This window comes from Mycoplasma feriruminatoris, assembly GCF_000327395.2.
GTDB classification, from domain to species: domain Bacteria; phylum Bacillota_I; class Bacilli_A; order Mycoplasmatales; family Mycoplasmataceae; genus Mycoplasma; species Mycoplasma feriruminatoris.
This window is the reverse complement of the sequence record NZ_CP091032.1, coordinates 855,571-875,736: the sequence shown is the minus strand read 5'-3', so window position 1 is coordinate 875,736 and position 20,166 is coordinate 855,571. Positions and strand designations below refer to the sequence as shown.

The following is a 20,166-nucleotide window of genomic DNA, read 5'->3' as shown; positions in this document are numbered from 1 at the left end:
GTTTTTTTACTATTAAAAACTTTTACAAGTCGTGAAATTCTTTTTAAGTAGTTAAAGGTTAACTTCATCAAATTTATAATATAATTTTTTTACATTGCTAAAAAATGAAAGGATAAATTACTATGGCAAAAGAACAAAAATATTACCAAGAATCACTCTCACCAATCGAATTTGCTAAAAATAATTTTCAAGGAAATTTAAGATCAGTTAATTGAAATGTTATTAATGATGAAAAGGATTTAGAAGTTTGAAACAGAATTACTCAAAACTTTTGATTACCAGAAAAAATTCCAGTTTCAAATGATCTACCATCATGAAGAAGTTTATCACCAGAATGACAACAATTAGTAACTAGAACTTTTACTGGTTTAACTTTATTAGATACTGTACAAGCAACTGTTGGAGATGTTGCTCAAATCGAACATTCATTAACTGATCATGAACAAGTAATTTATTCTAATTTTGCTTTTATGGTTGGTGTGCATGCGCGTTCTTATGGAACTATTTTTTCAACATTATGTTCAAGTGAACAAATAGAAGAAGCTCATGAATGAGTTGTTAAAACTGAATCATTACAAAAAAGAGCAAAAGCTCTAATTCCATATTACACAGGAAATGATCCATTAAAATCTAAAGTTGCAGCAGCTTTAATGCCTGGATTTTTATTATATGGTGGATTTTATTTACCATTTTATTTATCTGCTAGAGGAAAATTACCAAATACTTCAGATATTATTAGATTAATTTTAAGAGATAAAGTAATTCACAACTACTATAGTGGGTATAAATATCAAAGAAAAGTAGCTAAATTATCAGCTGAAAAACAAGCAGAAATGAAAGAGTTTGTTTTTAAATTATTATATGAATTAATTGATTTAGAAACTGCTTATTTAAAAGAGTTATATGCTGGTTTTGATATTGTTGATGATGCTATTAGATTTAGTGTTTATAATGCTGGTAAATTCTTACAAAATCTAGGATATGATTCACCATTTAGTGAAGAAGAAACTAGAATTGAGCCTGAAATTTTTAACCAATTATCAGCTAGAGCCGATGAAAATCACGATTTCTTTTCAGGAAATGGATCTTCATATGTTATGGGAGTTTCAGTTGAAACAGAAGACGAAGACTGAGAATTTTAGGAGTTATTATGCATTCAAATGTTAAAAAAGTTACAGATAAAGATGTAATTAAACCTGTTGGTACACCTTTTGTAGTGTATTTTTCTTCAATTTCAAATAACACACATAGATTTATTCAAAAATTAGAATTAGAAAATATTAGAATTCCTTATGAATTAGATGAATCAATTAGTGTTGATCGTGATTATGTTTTAGTTACTCCAACTTATAGTGGTGGGGGAGAATATGTTGAAGGTGCTGTACCAAAACAAGTAATCAAGTTTTTAAATAATGAAAAAAATAGAAGTTTTTGTAGAGGTGTAATTTCATCAGGAAATACTAATTTTGGTGATACTTTTGGAATTGCTGGACCAATTATTTCTAAAAAATTAAATGTTCCTTTTTTATACCAATTTGAATTACTAGGAACACAACACGATGTTAGTAAAATAAGACAAATATTATTAAAGTTTTGAGAGGATGGTAATAATGAACGAAAATAAAAACCCAATCGTTTTAGATGATGTTGATGATGAATATATTAAGTTGAATGCTAGATCTAAGATTTTTTCAAAAGACCAAGATAATTTCCAATTAGATGTTAAAGCAGCTGATCTATATTTAAAAAATTATATTGAACCTAGAATGATGAAGTTTAATAGTTTAAAAGAAAAATTAGATTATTTATTAGAAAATCAATATTATGATGAAAAGATTTTAAATAAATATACTTTTGAACAAATTGAAGAATTAAATAATTATGCTTATTCATTTAATCACCATTTTCCAAGCTTTATGGGGGCTTTAAAGTTCTTTAATGCTTATGGTTTAAAAACATTTGACACTACAATGTATTTAGAAACTTATACAGATAGAGTATTGATGAATGCTCTATTTTTAGGTAATGGTAATTTTAAAAAAGCAAAAGATCTTTTAAAAGATATGATGTTAGGTAGATTTCAACCAGCAACTCCTACTTTTTTAAATGCAGCAAAAAAACATAGAGGAGAATATGTTTCATGTTATTTATTAAGAACTGAAGATAACATGGAATCAATTTGTAGAACTATTTCAACTTCACTACAATTATCAAAAAGAGGTGGAGGAGTTGCAATTTGTTTAACTAATTTACGTGAAACTGGTTCACCTATTAAAAACATCACAGGACTAAGTTCAGGACCAATTCCTGTAATGAAAATCTTAGAAGATTCATTTACTTATGCTGATCAATTAGGTCAACGTCAAGGAGCTGGAGCTGTTTATATTTCAGCTCATCATCCAGATATTATTTCAGTTTTAGATACTAAAAGAGAAAATGCTGATGAAAAGATTAGAATTAAATCTTTATCATTAGGTTTAGTAATTCCAGATATTACTTTTGAATTAGCTAGAGATAATAAAGATATGGCTTTATTTAGTCCTTATGATGTTCAAAAAGTATATGGTAAACCATTATCAGATATTTCTATTACTGAAAAATATTATGAAATGTTAGAAAATCCAAATATTAAAAAAACATATATTAGTGCTAGAAAATTCTTTTTAACTGTTGCTGAATTACATTTTGAAAGTGGATATCCATATATTTTATTTGAAGATACTGTTAATAGAAGAAATGCTCATGATAAAAAAGGAAGAATTATTATGAGTAATTTATGTAGTGAAATTGTACAAGTAAGTACACCAAGTGAATATAGTTCTGATTTATCATTTACTAAAACTGGAGAAGATATTTGCTGTAATTTAGGTAGTTTAAATATTGATAAAATGATGAAATCAGGAAAAGAATTTTCAGATTCTATTTATAATGCAATTGCTGCTTTAGATGTAGTTTCAAGAAATTCAGATCTAAGTGCTGCTCCTTCAATTCAAAAAGGTAATGCAGAAAATCATGCTGTTGGTTTAGGAGCTATGAATTTACATGGATTTTTAGCAACTAATAAAATTATGTATGATTCACCAGAAGCTGTTGATTTTACTAATATGTTCTTTTATACAGTTGCTTATAATGCCTTTAAAGCTTCAAATAAATTAGCAACAGAATTTGGTAAATTTAGTTCATTTGATGAATCAAGATTTGCTGATGGTTCTTGATTTGATAAATATACTAAATGTCAAGCTGATAAATGAACTCCACAAACTAATAGAGTAAAAGAATTATTTAAAGATTTTGACATTACTATTCCAAGTCAACAAGATTGAATTGATTTAGTTGAAGAAATCAAAAAAACTGGTCTAGCAAACTCTCATTTAATGGCAGTTGCTCCAACTGGATCAATTAGTTATTTATCATCATGTACTCCTTCACTTCAGCCAGTAGTTTCAACAGTTGAAGTTAGAAAAGAAGGAAAATTAGGAAGAGTTTATGTTCCAGCTTATCAAATTAATTTTGATAATATGGGATATTATGCAATGGGCGCTTATGAATTAGGACCTGATCCAATTATTAATATTGCAGCAGCTGCTCAACAACATGTTGATCAAGCAATTTCACTAACTTTATTTATGACAGATAAAGCAACAACTAGAGATTTAAATAGAGCTTATGTTAATGCGTTTAAACAAGGTTGTTCATCAATTTATTATGTAAGAATTCGTCAAGATGTTTTAGAAGATAGTGAAAATTACGAATGTGATGCATGTAAAATTTAAAAAATTTTATTTATTTAATAACATACATTTAACCAAATACTAAATTTTAGTATTTGGTTTTTTATTGAAAAACAAAAAGTAATTTATAATTGTTTTGTTAAATTATTAATCTATTTTTAATGATTTTATTATTAAATTAATTTTTTATTTTTTACTAATTTTGTTGGAATAGAAGTTAAATAATATTATAATGAATTTTTCGATATCTTTTATTAGAAGATATTTTAAAACACGTTCTTAAGGAGAATTTATGAAAAACAATTACAAATCATTAGTCATTGTAGGTAGTCAATGAGGAGATGAAGGTAAAGGAAAAATCACAGATTATTTTAGCCAAAAAGCAGATGTTGTTGTGAGATTTGCTGGTGGAGATAATGCTGGACATATGATCGAGTTTAACAACAAACGTCATAAAGTAACAATTATTCCATCAGGAGTTTTTAATCCTAATGTTAAAAATATTATTGGTAATGGAACAGTAATTAATTTAAAAAGTTTAGTTAATGAAATTAAAAGATTAAATGAATCAGATATTAAAACTGATAATGTTTTTATTTCAGATAGAGCACATATAATTTTTGAATGACATACTTTAATAGATCAACTACAAGAAGAAAGTAGAAAAGAAAACAAAATAGGAACAACAAAAAGAGGAATTGGTCCTACTTATGCTGATAAAGCAGCTAGATATGGAATTAGAATTTGTGATTTTAAAAACCCTAATTTTAAATACATATTAAAAGAAAACTTAGATTATCATAATCAAATTATTACTAAAGTTTATAATCATCAAGGTTTAGAATTTGAACCAATTTATAATGAATTAATGTCAAATTATGAAGTTATTAAAAATAATATTATCGATTGTGGTTATGAAGTTTCTAATTTAATTAATGAAAATAAATTTGTATTATTTGAAGGAGCACAAGGGATTTTATTAGATATAGATCATGGAACTTATCCTTTTGTAACTTCTTCAAATTGTTCAGCTAATAATGTTTCAACTGGTGTTGGAATTCACTCAAAACAAATTAATAAAGTTTTAGGAATTGTTAAAGCTTATAACACTAGAGTTGGATCTGGAGCTATGGTTAGTGAAATTAAAACCCAATTAGCTGATAAATTAAGAGAACGTGGAAGAGAATATGGATCTAATACAGGAAAACCAAGAAGAATTGGATGATTAGATCTAGTTGCTTTAAAATATGCAATTAGAGTTGGTGGAATAGATCAATTATTTTTAACTTTATTTGATGTTTTAGATACAGAAGAAAAAATTAAAATTTGTACATCTTATAAATTAGATGGAAAAGTTATTGATTATTTTCCAGCAAGTGATTATGAATTAAAAAGATGTGAACCAGTTTATGAAGAATTAGACGGTTGAAATCAAGATATTACTAAAGTTAGTTCTTTTGAACAATTACCAATTAATGCTCAAAAATACATTAAAAGAATTGAAGAAATTGTAAAAGTACCTTTTTTAGGATTTTCAGTAGGCCCAGATCGTAAACAAACAATTTTAATTAAAGGTGAATTTGATGATTAATAGATATCAAATAAAACAGATCACAGATATTTGAAGTGATGAAAATAAATATAATACTTGATTAAAAATTGAACAATTAGTAACTAATGCATGAGCTGGGCTTATACAAATTAATCAACAAGATCTTTTTAAAATCAATAATAATTTAAAAGTTGATCTACAAAGAATGTGAGAAATTGAACAAGAAACAAAACATGATGTTGTTGCTTTTACTAGAATGTTATCTGAACAATTAAATAATGAAAGTAAATGAATTCATTTAGGAATTACTTCAACTGATATTGTTGATACTGCTCAAAATTATTTAATTAAGCAATCTAATGAAATTGTTTTTAATGAATTAGAAAATATTTGTAGTACACTTAAAAAGCTAGCTTTTGAAAATAAAGATACATTAATCATGGGAAGAACTCATGGAATGTATGGTGAACCTACTAGTTTAGGTTTAAAGTTTTGTTTATGATATGATGAGTTTTTAAGACACATTAAACGTTTTAATTTAGCTAGAAATGATATTGAAGTAGTTAAAATATCTGGTTCTATGGGAAATTATGCTAATTTAGATCCAAAAATAGAACAATATGTAGCTGATAAATTAGAAATGAATGTTGATAGTTTATCAACTCAAGTATCACAAAGAGATAGACATATATTTTTAGTTGAAGTTTTTGCAAATATTAGTTCAACTTTAGAAAAAATTTCAACTGAAATTAGGTTATTACAAAGAAGTGATGTTAATGAACTTGCTGAAGGTTTTTCTAAAAATCAAAAAGGAAGTTCATCAATGCCACATAAAAAAAATCCAATTTCAAGTGAAAATATAGCTGGATTAAGTAGATATATTAAATCTTTAGTTCATGTTGTTTTAGAAAATAATAATTTATGACATGAAAGAGATATTTCTCATTCATCAAATGAAAGAATTTATTTACCAGATATTTTTAATCTAATAGTTTATACATTAAAAAGAACTAATGAAACATTAACTAATCTAGTTATTAATAAAGAACAAATGTTAAATCACATTAAACAAGCTAAAAATATTTATTTTTCTCAAAGAGTTTTAACTTTTATTTTATTAGAACAAAAAAATGTTACTAGAGATGAAGTTTATGATTTAATCCAACAAATTACTTTTAAATGTACAAAAGATAATTTAGATTTTAAAGATGAAGTTTTAAATAGTAATTTAACTAGTTATGTTTCAAAAGAAAAATTAGAACAACTTTTTGATGATAAGTTCTTTTTAAGACATACTGATTATATTTTTAATAGAGTGTTTAATAATTAAAATTTGTAAATGGAGTAAAAATGTATAATTTAAAAAATGTAAAAAAAGTTTTATTTACTAAAGATCAAATTGAATCAAGAATTAAACAAGTAGCAGATCAAGTTAAACAATATTATTTAGAAAATCCTCCAGTTAATGGTTCATTAATTACAGTTGGTTTATTAAAAGGTTGTGTGATTTTTAATACTCAATTTGTTTTAAATTTTGATTATCCAATTCAAATGGATTTTATGGCTGTTTCTTCATATAGTGGTATGAAATCAACTGGAGCAATTAAAATAAAATTAGATACTAGTTTAGATTTAACTAATAGAGATGTTTTAATTGTTGAAGATATGGTTGATACTGGATTAACTTTAAGTAAAGTTAAAGAACATATTATATATAAAGGAGCAAATAGTGTTAAAGTAGTTACTTTAGTAGATAAAAAAGATCATCATACTGTTGATTTTACTCCTGATTGAAATTGTTTTAATATTGATGATTATTATATAGTTGGTTATGGTTTTGATTGTAATGAAGATTATAGAAACTTACCATTTATAGGTTTATATGAACCTGATAATAATTAGTTTAAAAACAATTATAATTATTTAAACAAGAAAAGTCCACTTTTATAATTGTGGACTTTTTTAGTATGAAAAATAATCACTATATTGTATGAACAGATTCATTTAAATAAACCTTAAACTTAAAAAAAGCAATAAAGCAAAAGTAATAAAATTTAATTGAGGTTTATTCTAAATGAAAACGCTAATTGGGTTGATTATAGTACTTATTATAATTTGTGTGGTTTTGTTTTTTATATTGTGATGGAATAGTGGAATAAGTTGAATAGCAAAAGTTCTTTTTTATTTTGAATATCTTGTTATTTTAGCTGGTTTTGGATATTTAGGTCATGTTTATATTTCAAGTTATTTTTTTGAAAATAAAGTAATAAGAGTTATAGTTACTTGTTTTATAGCTTTAGCTTCTACTGGGTTATATGGTCTTATAATTTGATTTTGTTTTGACTCGCTTCCGCCTGTTTTTTGAATTATTAATGTAATAGTAAGTTTATTTTTAGCAATATTAGTAATAGGTTGCATATTAGCTGTTAGTTTACATGTTAATTATGATCTAAATTGACATGACTTTTTTAATCAATTTTATGAAAAATTACCATTAGTTCAAAATAAATTATCTAATAAAATTCTTTTGTGAAGTATATATCTAGTTATATTAGCAGCATTAACAACTTATATATCTTTTATGAGATATTGAATTCTTGATGATTTTTAAAAGAGATAAAAAACATTTATAAATATTAATATCTTTAATTAAGTATAATAAAAAATATTTTAAATGAATTTGTATGATTTAACTTAATTATGTATTTGTATGTTTTAAGCATTTAAAAACAAGAAAATAAACAAATTAACTCTTCTATCAAAAAGTGGTTTTTTCTAAATAAAAGTCCACTTTTTTATTTACAACAAAAGGCTAAAAATCTCTAAAATCTATAGTTGTGTCACTTAAAAGCCATTAAATTTATAAAAAAAATAGCAAAATAAGCTTGCTATTTGAGTATGTCTAAAAAAAATAACTTGTATTGACAAGTTATTTAAAAATGTTAAAAAAGCCCATAAAACCTAGACTATATCACATGTTTTTTTATTGTCAAATTTTTTTTATAAAAAAACTATTGTATTTTGAAATAAAAAATATAAAAAAAATATTGTAAATTCCCAATCATTCTTAGGATGATACTAGTGGTGCTTACAAAAAACTTTTTAAAAAAACAGATTAAATAATGTTTAGTAGCTATTTTGAAAAATTTTAGATATTTCTTTGTTTTATAAGTAGGCTACTAACATTTAGAAAGGTTCAAATTGAATAACTTTAAAACGAATAGTTTATTAAAGAAAAAAGTTTCTGAACTAAGCTTAGAAGAAGAAACAAAACTATTTTTAATTTTCTTTAATCCAATTAAATCAGCTATTAAAAAAGCTATTTGCAAATTTGACAACATTTCATTAGAACAACAAAAACTATTGCCATATGCTTGAATGCTATTTGACAATTCTTTAAAAAGTTATGATAGCAATAAAACTGTTTTAGAATTTGTACTATCAATTACTCATTTGGTTGAGTTAAAATCTATAGAGTTTTTTGAAAAATACATTAGCATTTCTAAAACAATGCTTCAGATAAATGAAACTATAATAGATAACCAAGAAGGCACCGAACAAATATCATCTTATTTAAAAGGAATAAATAACTTAATAACAAAAGATAAAATTATTTATTTTATAAATGATTTTGAAGATAAATTCATACTACCTATTTTACAAATCTTTAAAAAATCATCAAGTAAAAAAGAAGAAAAAATAATTTTTGATAATTCTATAAATCAAAACAAAATAGAATTAAAACCAAAAAATAATACAAATCAAAATCAACTAGAAGTAAGTGAAAGTTTAGATGAGTAAATGATTTGTAACATAAAACTATAATATACAAATTCATATTTTAGTCAACTATAAATAAAATATTTTTCTAAAAAACGCTTATTTTTACTAACTTTTTTCAAAAAAACACATTTTTTTAAAAAATTTTTAAAATTTTTGGTCACTTTTTGAAAAAAGCTCCTAATACTATAATGAGTAGAAAGGAAATGTAAAATAAGAACAAATAAAAGATATTTTAAAAAAAATAATTAATAAAACTAAAACAAACTATAAAACTATAATTTCTAACCTAATAAAAACCTAACCATAATATCGATCTTATACATTTTAAACATTTTTAATAATAACTTAATAGTCATCAAATTTATACCTAATCTATATTGTGTTGTTTGAAAATAAAATACTAAAAATTAAATAATAATAAAAATTCCAATAAAACACTTAAAAATTAAAACTAATAAAAAATTACAAAACATAGAAAGATATAAATTATTGAAAAAGAGCTATGAAAAAAGTTTAGATAATCTAAACCTAGAAGAAAAAACGGAATTGTTTGCAACACTAACTGACATTCTTGATTTTAATATTAGAAAAATGATGATTAAATTTTACTCAGTACCATTAAGACATCAAGATCTATTATCTTATGCTTGAATGGTGTTTGATGACTTATTAAAAGTTTATAAAAGCAAAGAGTTTAATTTAAAGTTATTATTAAAAATTAACAATGCCATAAATTTAAAATGTATAGAAATTTGTACTAAATCTATTAAAAACCAATATCAAGATTTTAATATAAGTTTTACAACTTGTAATTTAAATAAAAATAACAAATTAGAAACAACTAATGATAATCAATTACAAAAACTAATAGATTCATATTTTATAAATTGTAAAGATGAATTAGCAAAATCTGTTTTTGAAATGTATTTAAATAATTTGTCTACTAAAGAAATTTGTAATAAATTAAAAATATCAAGAAATAAATTTATCAAGATTTTAAACAAAATAATCTGTGATCTACAAAACGTTGTTACTTCAGCCCTCGTTTAGGTTAATCTAGTTAATGATCTCAACTTATGTTAAAAACTATTGGTTAATAGAATTGTAATATCTTTAAAATGATTTAATCTTTATAGTTGTTGAAGTTTATTAATTAGATTAACATAAAAAATTAAAAAATCGTCGCTTTATTATAACAACAAAAAATTAAAAACTATTTAATATAAAACACAAAACAAACATTAAAAAACCTACTTTCTATTGAACACAAAATAACCTCAAAAAATTTACTTAGAACATAAATAAACCTTAAAATCTTACTTAAAACATAAATAAACCTTAAAAAAACACAACTCATAATAAGAATCAAAATATAATTTTTAATAACTCTTAATAATTTAAATTAACAACATTTTTCCAAACACTTATTATTAAAAACCTAAATTAATAATATAACCTTTAAAAAAAACCATCATTAAATATTTTACTAAACATAAAATAAAGGAGAAACTATTGATGGGGTTTAAAATTGATGAAAAGATCCAAAGATTTTTAAAAATGGATCTAGCGAACCTAACTCTTGAGGAGAAAACGGAATTATTCTTATTACTATCTCCTCCGATTAATTATGGCATTAAAAAAGCATTGTCTAAATTTCATTCTATACCACTTGAGCATCAAGACTTATTATCTTATGCATGAATAGCATTTGATGAACTTTTAAAAGTATATCAAACTAAAAATATCAAAAAGAAATTTGTTTGATCTGTTATTGATGCAGTTAGTTGAAAGTGCACAGATGTATGTGCAAAATACATTAATAATCGTCACAAAATATTAAATATGAGCTTAGCTAATTCTAACATTAGTTTAGAAATCCTTGAAAATATTCCAGCAGAAACTTATAAAGAATTTAACTATGTCATATTTGAAATGGTTGAAATATACTTTAAAAAACATAAAAATAAATTAGCCAAACCTGTTTTTGAAATGTATTTAGATAATGTTCCTAAAAAGCAAATATTTACAAAATTCAATATATCAAGAAACAAATTTAAAAAAATCATTGATGATACTATTAATGATTTAAGAACAATTATTGGACCTTTTCTTGATTAATAATTTAATATAACTAGCAATTTTGCTAGTTTTGTTTTTTATATATTTTTTTAAATAATATTCACATAGCTTTTTTAATACCATAATTACTTTAAAAACATTATCTTTTTTCTAATTACTTAATAAAAAACAACTCTATTGAGTTGTTAATTAATCTATTTCAAATTTTTAATTATTATTTTATAAATATTTTTATTTGCTAAATGAAATTTAGTTTCGTATTCTGTTGGTATGTTATCTTTTAATAATTCTTGATCGTTATATAAGTTAGTAGTATTTAAAACTATTTGTCATTTATTAGTTAATTGTAATTGTTCAATAGTAAATTGATATAACAAATCATTATCGGTTTTAAATTCTAAATAACCATCTTTTATTAAAATATCTGAATAAATATCTAAAAACTTAACATAAGTTAAACGTTTTTTATAGTGTCTAGCTTTTGGCCAAGGATCTGAAAAATTCAAATAAATTTTATTAAATGAATCATTAAAAAACATTTTTGATAGATCTTCAGCAAAATCATTAAAGTACTTTAAATTAGTCATACTTTTAGAATTATTTTCAAATTCTTTTAAACTCTTTTTTAATCCTACTCCAACAATTGTTGAAGATTTTTCCATACCAATATAATTTAAATTAGGATTGTTTAAAGCTAAAGTTGTTATAAATTGTCCTTTACCACATCCTATTTCTAAACAAGTTGGATTGTTGTTTAAAAAAACTTTATTTAAATCTATTTTATTATCATCATATTTAATTAAATAAGAAGTGTGTTGGTTTAAAAACTCATCAGTTCAAGATTTTTTTCTTAATCTCATATTAAAATAATAATCCTATTCCTAAAAATGCACCAACACATAAAATATCAATAATTAAAGCAAATAAAGGCAGAGAAACTGAAGAAGAATCTTTTCCAATTTTTTTAACAATTAATGGTAAGAATAAAGATAAAAGGTTTGCAAAAATAATAGTAACAATAATTCCAATTGAACTAATTAAAACACTATTTCATATATTTATATTAGTTAAATTAGCATTATACTTAACAGCATAAATTAAAATCATTCTTAAAATATTAACACTTATTAAAACAAATGAAATCATCAGAGAAACTACAAGTTCTTTTAAAACAATCGTTTTTAAACTTTTTTTATTGATTTGCTCTAAACTAATTGCTCTTCTAATCATTACTAAAGTTTGATTAGCACAACAAATAATTACTGTTGATAAAATCACAACTAGTGGAATTAACATAAACAATAGTTCTTCTTTTGATTTAGTTTCTGGTGTTCAATTATAGTTTTTAAAAAATATTAATAATAAAGCGTTTGTAATTATTGTTAAACCTAGCATTAAAACTAGTGATCAAATTCTTGAAACAAACATTTTAAAAATTGAAGTATCAAAATAATTAGTTTCATTAGTTCTAATTCCAGTATATTTTTGCATATCTTCATTAGTTTCTTCAATTAAAACATCAATAATATCATCTGAAGTTATAATTCCAACTAATACATTATTATTATCAACAACTGCTAAAGTACTAATGTCATATTTTTGTAAAGTATTACTTGCATCTTCTTGAGATTGATTTGAATTAATACTAATTACTTTAGTATTCATGATATCTTCAACTTTAGTACTCATCTCATTTAGAATTAAATCTTTTACTTCAATACTTCCAACTAATTGATTAAATTTATTAACTACAAAAACATCATCAATTTCATCATAATCATCATGATTTTTTTGAATTTCTTTTATAGTTTTTGAAACTGTAGTATTTTGTTTTACTGATAAAAAGTTAACACTCATAATACTTCCAGCAGTATCAATATCATATTTTAAAATACTTGCAATTTCTCTTTTTTGTTCTTTTGAAGCCGCGTTAAAAACTTTTTTAACTACTTCAATAGGCATTTTTTCAACAGCATTAATAATATCATCAGTATATAAGTCATTAATTAGTTGTTTTATTTTAACTTTACTTAAATTTGTTAGTATGTATTCTTTTAAATCAAAAGATAAATAATTAAATATTTCACTAGCTTTTTTTAGTTCTAATCTTTTATATAAATCAAAAGCAATTTGTTCATCTAAATAATTAAAAATTTCACCAACATCAGCATATCTTAGACTTTTAATAATTTCTATACATTTATCAAATTCTTTATTATCATAAAGTTCTAAAATTTCTTGTTCTTTTTGTTCTAAATCTACCATTTTACTCCTTATTATTTAATAATAACAAAAAAATAAAATTATCTAATTTAAGTTATTAAGCTAAAAGAATTTATAATTAATTTGTAATAAATATTTTAGTTTTCTAGTAATTAAATAATATTTATTATAAAATACATTTCCTGGGGATGTCATGGATTTGACAGGATATAACTAGTACATATAAGCAGTAGTGTTGTAGACTATAAATACTACTAGGTTTGAAAAAACGCAAACGAAAACGAAGAAACTTTTGAAATGCCAGCATTCATGATGAACAATGCATCAGCTGGAGCAAACTATATGTTTGCTTAATAACTACTTAGTTTAGTTATAGTATTTCACGAATTATAGGTATTTTAGGCTTTATCTATAACCGTATTACCCAAGTCTAATAGGATATATGATTGCAATAAATATATCTAAAACTTAATTGCAAATGGTATTTAACCTTTAGTTAATTTTAATTAAATATCATAATTAGAAAATTAACTAAACTGTAGAAAGTATGTATTTGTGTATCTTGGACGCGAGTTCGATTCTCGCCATCTCCACCATAAAGAGAATTAACTAGGCTTAGAATTATCTAAGCCTTTTTTATTTGCAAATTTATTTTTAGGATTCTAATTAGTAGCTATTAATGTTAATATAAAATAGCTAAGTATGATTAGGATTGAAAAAATGACAAAAAAATATAATAAAAAACAAATAATCTTAAGTTCAGTAGTTTTAGGATCTGTAGTTGGTGTTTCAGTGATTACTACAAGTTGTAGTTTTTCTAAAAACTATAGTTTAAATAGTAAAGTTGGAGAAATTCCATTAGCTAGAAATTATAAAGGTAATAAAAACGACTTTAATATACAAATAAGTGATTCTTTTGATATATCTAAATATTCAAACTACTCTTTACAAAAATTAGAAAATTTTTATCCTGAACAAAAAGTAGAAGAGTTTAAGGAAAAACAGTTGAGTGAAGAAAAAATTAAAGAAATTATTTTCAATCACAATATTCCATCAAATTATTATTCTCATCCTAAGTTTAAACTTGAAAAACAATATATAACTTTAGATGGTGAAGGCCAAACAGAAAAGTTAAAACTGGTTGATTCAAAAACTAATAAAGAAGTGGAGGGTGTTAATTGATATCAAAGGTTAAGAATTCCAACTGATAAGTTGTTAAATTCAGAACAAGATGATGACAATACTTTAGTTACTCTAAAAAAAGATGGATCAATTTCAGTTAAGAAATTTGTAGATAATTCTGATGCACAAGCATTTGAATTGTGAGCTGAATATAAAGGAAGTTTATATAAAGCTACTGTTACTGTTGTTCCAGTTCGTGAAGTAAATATTCAAAAAGCAAAACAAGAAGCTAAAAAGATCGTTGAGAAATGAAGAGAACTTCCGACATTAGAAAAGATTACTAAGGCATATGAATGAATGACAGAAAATGTTAAATTTAATTATTCTTCTACTCTTATAAAAGGACAAACTGCATATTCATCATTAGTTGAAAAAATTTCAGTTTGTACAGGATATGCTAAGGGATTTCAAATGTTAATGGATGAATTAGGAATCTTGTGTACTTTAATTACAAGCGATGTTAGTCCACGTGATGTTAATGGTGTAAAACACGTTTGAAATCTAGTTGAAATCGACGGTGAATGATATCATATTGATACTACTTCAGATCGTATTGAAAAAGGTCAAAGACAAGAATATAGATTCTTTTTATTACATGATGATGACTTTACTAAAGATGATATTTTTACAAGAAATACTAGAAATTTTGGACAACGTCTTAGAAATTTAAAATCATCTAATTTTGTAAAAAACAAAGAAGATATAGAAGCGTTAATAGATAAAAATTTTGAAGATAAAAAAACCAGTCCAAGAATATTAAAAGTAAAAACTTATCAAAATATGTATGGTATCATTTCTGAAGCATTTGAAAAAGCAGAATTAGAAATAAAACGTTACACTGTTTCTAAAGATAGTGCATATGCAACTTATAAAATAGTTAATTATTGATTAGAAGATAAAAATAAATCTGAAGTAAAAGATGTTAAAGTCCAAAGTGTAGACAAATACACAGAAAGTGATACTTCTAAAATTTTAGGTAAATATGCAATTAAGATTAACTTGAGTGAAAAAGTTGATGGTTTAAAGCCAGGTAATTTCACCATTGAAAATGCAATGATTAAAGAAGCAAAACAAGATGGTAAATCATATATTTTATATCTAGATCATTTTAAAACTTTTGGTAACGTCACAGTTAAATTAATTGATATCAAGAAAAAAGGATATAAATTTAACTCATTAAATCAATCTGTAACATTCAATGTTGAAAAATTTAAAGAAAAACCTAAAGCAATAGTAAAAACTATTGATGAAAATAGAGTTTTCATTACTAATGTAAAACCAGGTATGCAATATAGAAATAATATAAATGATTGAATTGATATAAATCAAGAAAGTTTTATAGCTAATATAGTTTTAGGTAGATTGCAATTTAGATTTAAAGATAGTTATGATAAATTTGCTTCAGATGTACAAAAAATAGAAATCACTAAAGCAAGAGATGTTTATAATATGGTTAAACTAGAAGGTTCAAATACTATAATTGGTGTTGATAATACTATGGAATATCGTGTTATTAATAAAAATTCACAATGAGAAAAAATTATAGGTACTAAAATTGAAAATCTAAAATCAGGAACATATGAAATTAGAACTAAAGCTAATGATAAACAACTAGCATCTAATCCACATCGAGTTACTATAAATTAATACATAGCTCTTAGATAATCTAGGAGCTTTTTATTTATACAACTTATTTTTGAATTTTATTTATTATCTTTTTATTAAAAAGTTTTTAAACTTTTCATTATAGTATTAGAAAAAAATAATAAATAATACCCAAAAAGAATAAAAAATTAAATACCCCTAGTTTTTTTGCAAGTACTTTTTGAATTTATAATTAAAAATAGAGGGGCTAAAATGAAAATCAGATTATTGCTAAAACAATCAATAAAAGATTTTGAATCTAAAAAGATTTTATATTTTATTTTTATGATTTTTTTAGCTGTTGGTTTTTGTATAATAACTGGTCTGCATTCTTTTTATATAGCCTATACAAATAAAATAGATCAAGCTGAAAGAACTTTATCAAAAATAGCATTTAACAATTATCCTAAATTTGCAAGTTCTAATAAATTAAATGATTCTAGTTTTGAAGGCTATATTGATAAAAATGATAATATTTATCAATTTGTTTATAAAATCATTGATTCAAATTATTCAAAAGATTTAAAAATTAAAGAATTAAAAAATAATAATAAACTAGAAAAAACTATTAAAAACTACATAGATTTTATAGGTTCAAATAACGGTGAACTTTTAAAATATCAAAAACTTTCAAATAACTCAAATGAATTTATCATTGGTCAAAAATTATTTGAACATTTTTCTGTTGAACAAATTAAAAATATAGCAACTACAACTAGATCAATTTCAAATAACTTATTTGCTGAATATATTTTAAATTCAGATCTTTATAAAACTTATGATCATCAATTATCTTGAAACTCTTTTTATATAGGCAAAGATTTTTTAGGTTCAAATGATGTAAATTTAACTTTACTAACTGATTTAAAAGAATTTAACTCTTCAGAAGTATTTAATAAAATAAATTTTGCAAGTAAAGATCGTTCTATGATTATTATTGATTCAATTTATGATATTAATAAACTTTCAAAAGATTTAAAAACTAAATATTTCGATAAAAGAAATTATGTGTTTGTTTCACCACATTATTTAAAAAAATATAATTTAAAACTAGGTTTAATTTATAAGTTTAGTTACAACAAAACGATTTATGAAACTCTAATTTTAGGTTCGGGTTATAAAGCAGATAGTACTGATGAAAACTTAGTACAAAATGTTTTATTAAGTTCAAAATTATATTATCAAATCATTTTACAAAATCGTTTATCTAAACTTGTTGCTTTTAATTCAAAAATTACAAACAACTACATAGAATTTGAAAAACTTTTAGATAAAGATTTTATGTCAATTAAAAAAGGTTTATCAGTTTTTAAAAACCATACTTACACATTTAATGTTTCTATTAGATCAAGAGATCAACAATTAAAAATAATAATTTTAATTCTTATTTTAATGGTTATTTTGATTATTGTAACGTTTTATTTTATCTCAGAACTTTTAATTCAAAATATTAAAGATAAGTTGTTTATTTTAAAAAGTTTAGGTGTTAATAAAATTCAATTAGCAACTTTAGCTAGTTTTTCATCATTTATTCCTTTAATAGTTGCTTTTATAATTGGAATTAGTTTATCTTTTAGTATGAAAAGTATTTTTATAAATGTTAATAGTGATACTTTTAGTTTTGTTATACCTAAATTTAATATTCCAATTCAAACTATTATTTTTGTTAGTTTATTAACTCTTTTAATGTTTATAATTTTTATTTTGGCTACTAGTTTACATTTATCTACTAGAAAATTTTCTTTTCAAAATGCTTTAAAAAGTAAAACCCCAAATCTTTTATATCAAAAATTTAATAGATTAATTTGATGAGCAAAACCAAATATTAGAATCACAACTAGCTTTATTTTTAAAAATATTTATAAAAACATTACAACTTTTTTAATATTAATTATTTCATTTAGTTTATTGTTATTTTCTATACAATTTACAATTTCAATTACTCAATCAACTAATAGTATTATTAGTAGATATAAACCTTATAAGTCAGTAAAACTTACAGATAATAACTTATTTTATTCAACTACTATTAATGAAAATAAAATATACAAGCCTAGTTATCAAACAATAAGTTCTAAAGAACAATTAGATGAGTTAAAACAAATTAAAACTATTGATGATCTTGTTTATATGTTAATAAACACTACTTTTAACAAACAAATAGTAAAAAACTATCCTATTGATTTAAAACAATATCTATTAGACAAACAATTTATTCATAGTATAGAAACTAGTGAGTTTAAAGATCTTATAGATCAAATAGTTAATAAACTTGATGATTTTAAATCTAAAAACCTTAATTGATCTAATAGAATAGATCAATTAAAACAATTAATTATAGATAATCAAAAAACTATACAAATAGAATTTAATAAAATTCAAAACATTATAAAAGAACAAAGAATTGTAGTTGCAAACATTAATAACAAATACACTAATACTAAAATAGCTTTACCTGTTAACTTTTTGTTTGGTAAATCAGTTGCTTTTAACTCTAATAAAGATTATTTAAGTTTTTATAATGACCAAATTAATCTAACTCAAATAATTAGAAATAATAAAATAGAAAAAATCTATTTATATACTAAGTTTTTATCAGCTTCTTATAAAGATAAATTAGCTTATGATTTTATTTTAAAAAATAATTTTATTAATAAAGATCAACTTGTAAAAGATAGTAGAACTATTACAAATGAAAATATAAAAATAAATAATCAATATAAAAACTTACCTGTTTTAAATGTAGTTATAACTAATAAGATGGCTGATTATTTTTATATTAAAAGAAATGATATTTTAAAACTAACTCCTAGTTTTGTTGATCTTAAAAGTGATTTTTATATTTATGCAAAAGTTAATCAAATTAGTAAAAAAGATAGTTTGTATAATGCAATTTATTTTGATAAACAAGATTATTTTAATTTGTTATTAGAATATAAAAATCACTTAAATAAAAATAGTTTAAATTCTACAAAAAATAATTTAAAAGAACAATTAGAAACTATAATAAGCCAAATAAATGATGATCATACAACTTTAAATAACATTAGTTTTTCAACTAGTTCAATACCAACTAATATTAGATATTTTACTATTCCAATAATGTCATTTTTATCATTTGAATATAATAACAAATTTTTAAATATTACTAATAATACAAATAGTGATGGTAGTCAAATTACTAATTATTGACCAGAAAAAAATAATAGTTTTTTAAGAGTTGATAGTATAGAAAACTCAGCTATTATAAGACTTTTAAAAAGTATTGATCAAAAAGTTTATAACTTTGAAATTCTAGCAAAAATTTTAAAAAGTAATGTTTTTGCTATGAGTTCTGCTATTAAACAAACTAGAAATTATATAGTGGTAGTTATGATAGTTGTAATTATGATTTTAGTTTTATTAATTTTATATGAAAATAAAAAAGTAATTATTTTATTAAAATCTATAGGTTATAAGAAATTTAGTATTATTAAATATTTTATTAGTGGTTATTTTATCGGAGCAAGTTTAGCTTTACTAATAAGTTTTATAATAGTTAAAAAATTAATTGAGATTTTATCTTATAGTTTTGCTACAAGTTATGGAATTGGATTAGAGTTTTTATTAACAAAAGATTTAGTATTAATTGGTATATTAGTTTATTTAGTATTTGTAGTTTTAGTATTAATTTCAATATCGTTTTTTATTAGAAAACAAAGTGTTACTAGAATATTAGAACAAACATAAATCAAAAAAATGAGATTTCTCTCATTTTATTATTAATATTTTTAAAGCGACGGTAATTTTATTAAGTTAATAAGTTAAATTTATGAATGAATAAACGTGAGATGAAATTATCTGTGGTTCTGGTAAATGGAGAATACAATGATAATGAATAACAATAATCTCATCTCATAATAGTATTAGGAATAAATTTTTAAAAGTGACCAAAAAATTTGAAAAAATTTTAAAAAAATTAAAAAAAGTAAT

General features: G+C 22.6%; 14 protein-coding genes and 1 other RNA gene. 12 read left to right on the top strand and 3 right to left on the bottom strand.

Going from position 1 to position 20,166, the window contains the following annotated elements:
* Positions 1-122: 122 nt before the first annotated feature.
* From nrdF to hpt, 6 genes are all read left to right on the top strand, one after another.
* Complete coding sequence (gene nrdF, locus D500_RS03730) at positions 123-1,142, top strand: class 1b ribonucleoside-diphosphate reductase subunit beta (protein WP_008362674.1); 1,020 nt, start codon at positions 123-125, stop codon at positions 1,140-1,142.
* Positions 1,143-1,150: 8 nt separating this feature from the next.
* On the top strand, positions 1,151-1,624 hold the full coding sequence (gene nrdI, locus D500_RS03725) for a class Ib ribonucleoside-diphosphate reductase assembly flavoprotein NrdI (RefSeq protein ID WP_008362672.1): 474 nt from the start codon (positions 1,151-1,153) through the stop codon (positions 1,622-1,624).
* Entirely contained in the window at positions 1,611-3,773 is a 2,163-nt protein-coding gene (gene nrdE / locus D500_RS03720; protein ID WP_008362671.1) for a class 1b ribonucleoside-diphosphate reductase subunit alpha, read from the top strand. The genes nrdI and nrdE overlap by 14 nt, the downstream gene beginning before the upstream one ends.
* Positions 3,774-4,023: 250 nt before the next feature.
* Positions 4,024-5,322 carry an adenylosuccinate synthase gene (locus tag D500_RS03715; RefSeq protein ID WP_008362669.1) on the top strand — a complete coding sequence of 433 codons (1,299 nt, stop codon included), beginning with the start codon at positions 4,024-4,026 and terminating at the stop codon, positions 5,320-5,322.
* Complete coding sequence (gene purB, locus D500_RS03710; protein WP_008362668.1) at positions 5,315-6,613, top strand: adenylosuccinate lyase; 1,299 nt, start codon at positions 5,315-5,317, stop codon at positions 6,611-6,613. Before D500_RS03715 ends, purB begins: the two co-directional genes overlap by 8 nt.
* Positions 6,614-6,633: 20 nt before the next feature.
* A complete protein-coding gene (gene hpt / locus D500_RS03705; protein WP_008362666.1) occupies positions 6,634-7,185 on the top strand; it encodes a hypoxanthine phosphoribosyltransferase in 552 nt (183 codons plus the stop codon).
* 342 nt (positions 7,186-7,527) lie between these two features.
* Here the strand turns inward: hpt and D500_RS03700 are convergent, their stop codons facing one another.
* Positions 7,528-7,701 carry a hypothetical protein gene (locus D500_RS03700; RefSeq protein WP_195886726.1) on the bottom strand — a complete coding sequence of 58 codons (174 nt, stop codon included), beginning with the start codon at positions 7,699-7,701 and terminating at the stop codon, positions 7,528-7,530.
* A gap of 783 nt (positions 7,702-8,484) precedes the next feature.
* On the opposite strand from D500_RS03700, the gene D500_RS03695 reads away from it, so the two are divergent.
* The 3 genes from D500_RS03695 (at position 8,485) to D500_RS03685 (ending at position 11,184) form a co-directional block, all read left to right on the top strand.
* Positions 8,485-9,084, top strand: coding sequence for a hypothetical protein (locus D500_RS03695; protein ID WP_008362662.1), 600 nt, complete (start codon positions 8,485-8,487; stop codon positions 9,082-9,084).
* 471 nt (positions 9,085-9,555) lie between these two features.
* A complete protein-coding gene (locus tag D500_RS03690; protein ID WP_008362660.1) occupies positions 9,556-10,116 on the top strand; it encodes a hypothetical protein in 561 nt (186 codons plus the stop codon).
* A 465-nt stretch (positions 10,117-10,581) separates the two neighbouring features.
* Entirely contained in the window at positions 10,582-11,184 is a 603-nt protein-coding gene (locus D500_RS03685; protein WP_008362657.1) for a hypothetical protein, read from the top strand.
* A 155-nt stretch (positions 11,185-11,339) separates the two neighbouring features.
* Here D500_RS03685 and trmB read toward each other — a convergent pair whose 3' ends face one another.
* Entirely contained in the window at positions 11,340-12,005 is a 666-nt protein-coding gene (gene trmB / locus D500_RS03680; protein WP_008362654.1) for a tRNA (guanosine(46)-N7)-methyltransferase TrmB, read from the bottom strand.
* Position 12,006: 1 nt separating this feature from the next.
* Positions 12,007-13,410, bottom strand: coding sequence for a magnesium transporter (gene mgtE, locus D500_RS03675; protein WP_008362652.1), 1,404 nt, complete (start codon positions 13,408-13,410; stop codon positions 12,007-12,009).
* 142 nt (positions 13,411-13,552) lie between these two features.
* Here mgtE and ssrA point away from each other — a divergent pair.
* The 3 genes from ssrA to D500_RS03660 all read left to right on the top strand — a co-directional run bounded on the left by ssrA (position 13,553) and on the right by D500_RS03660 (position 19,923).
* Positions 13,553-13,964: a transfer-messenger RNA gene (gene ssrA / locus D500_RS03670) on the top strand.
* Positions 13,965-14,088: 124 nt separating this feature from the next.
* The gene (locus tag D500_RS03665) at positions 14,089-16,197 is read left to right on the top strand and encodes an MAG6410 family transglutaminase-related lipoprotein (protein ID WP_008362649.1); all 2,109 of its coding nucleotides are present in this window, start codon (positions 14,089-14,091) and stop codon (positions 16,195-16,197) included.
* Between the two features lie 210 nt (positions 16,198-16,407).
* Entirely contained in the window at positions 16,408-19,923 is a 3,516-nt protein-coding gene (locus tag D500_RS03660) for an ABC transporter permease (protein WP_008362647.1), read from the top strand.
* Positions 19,924-20,166: the final 243 nt, after the last annotated feature.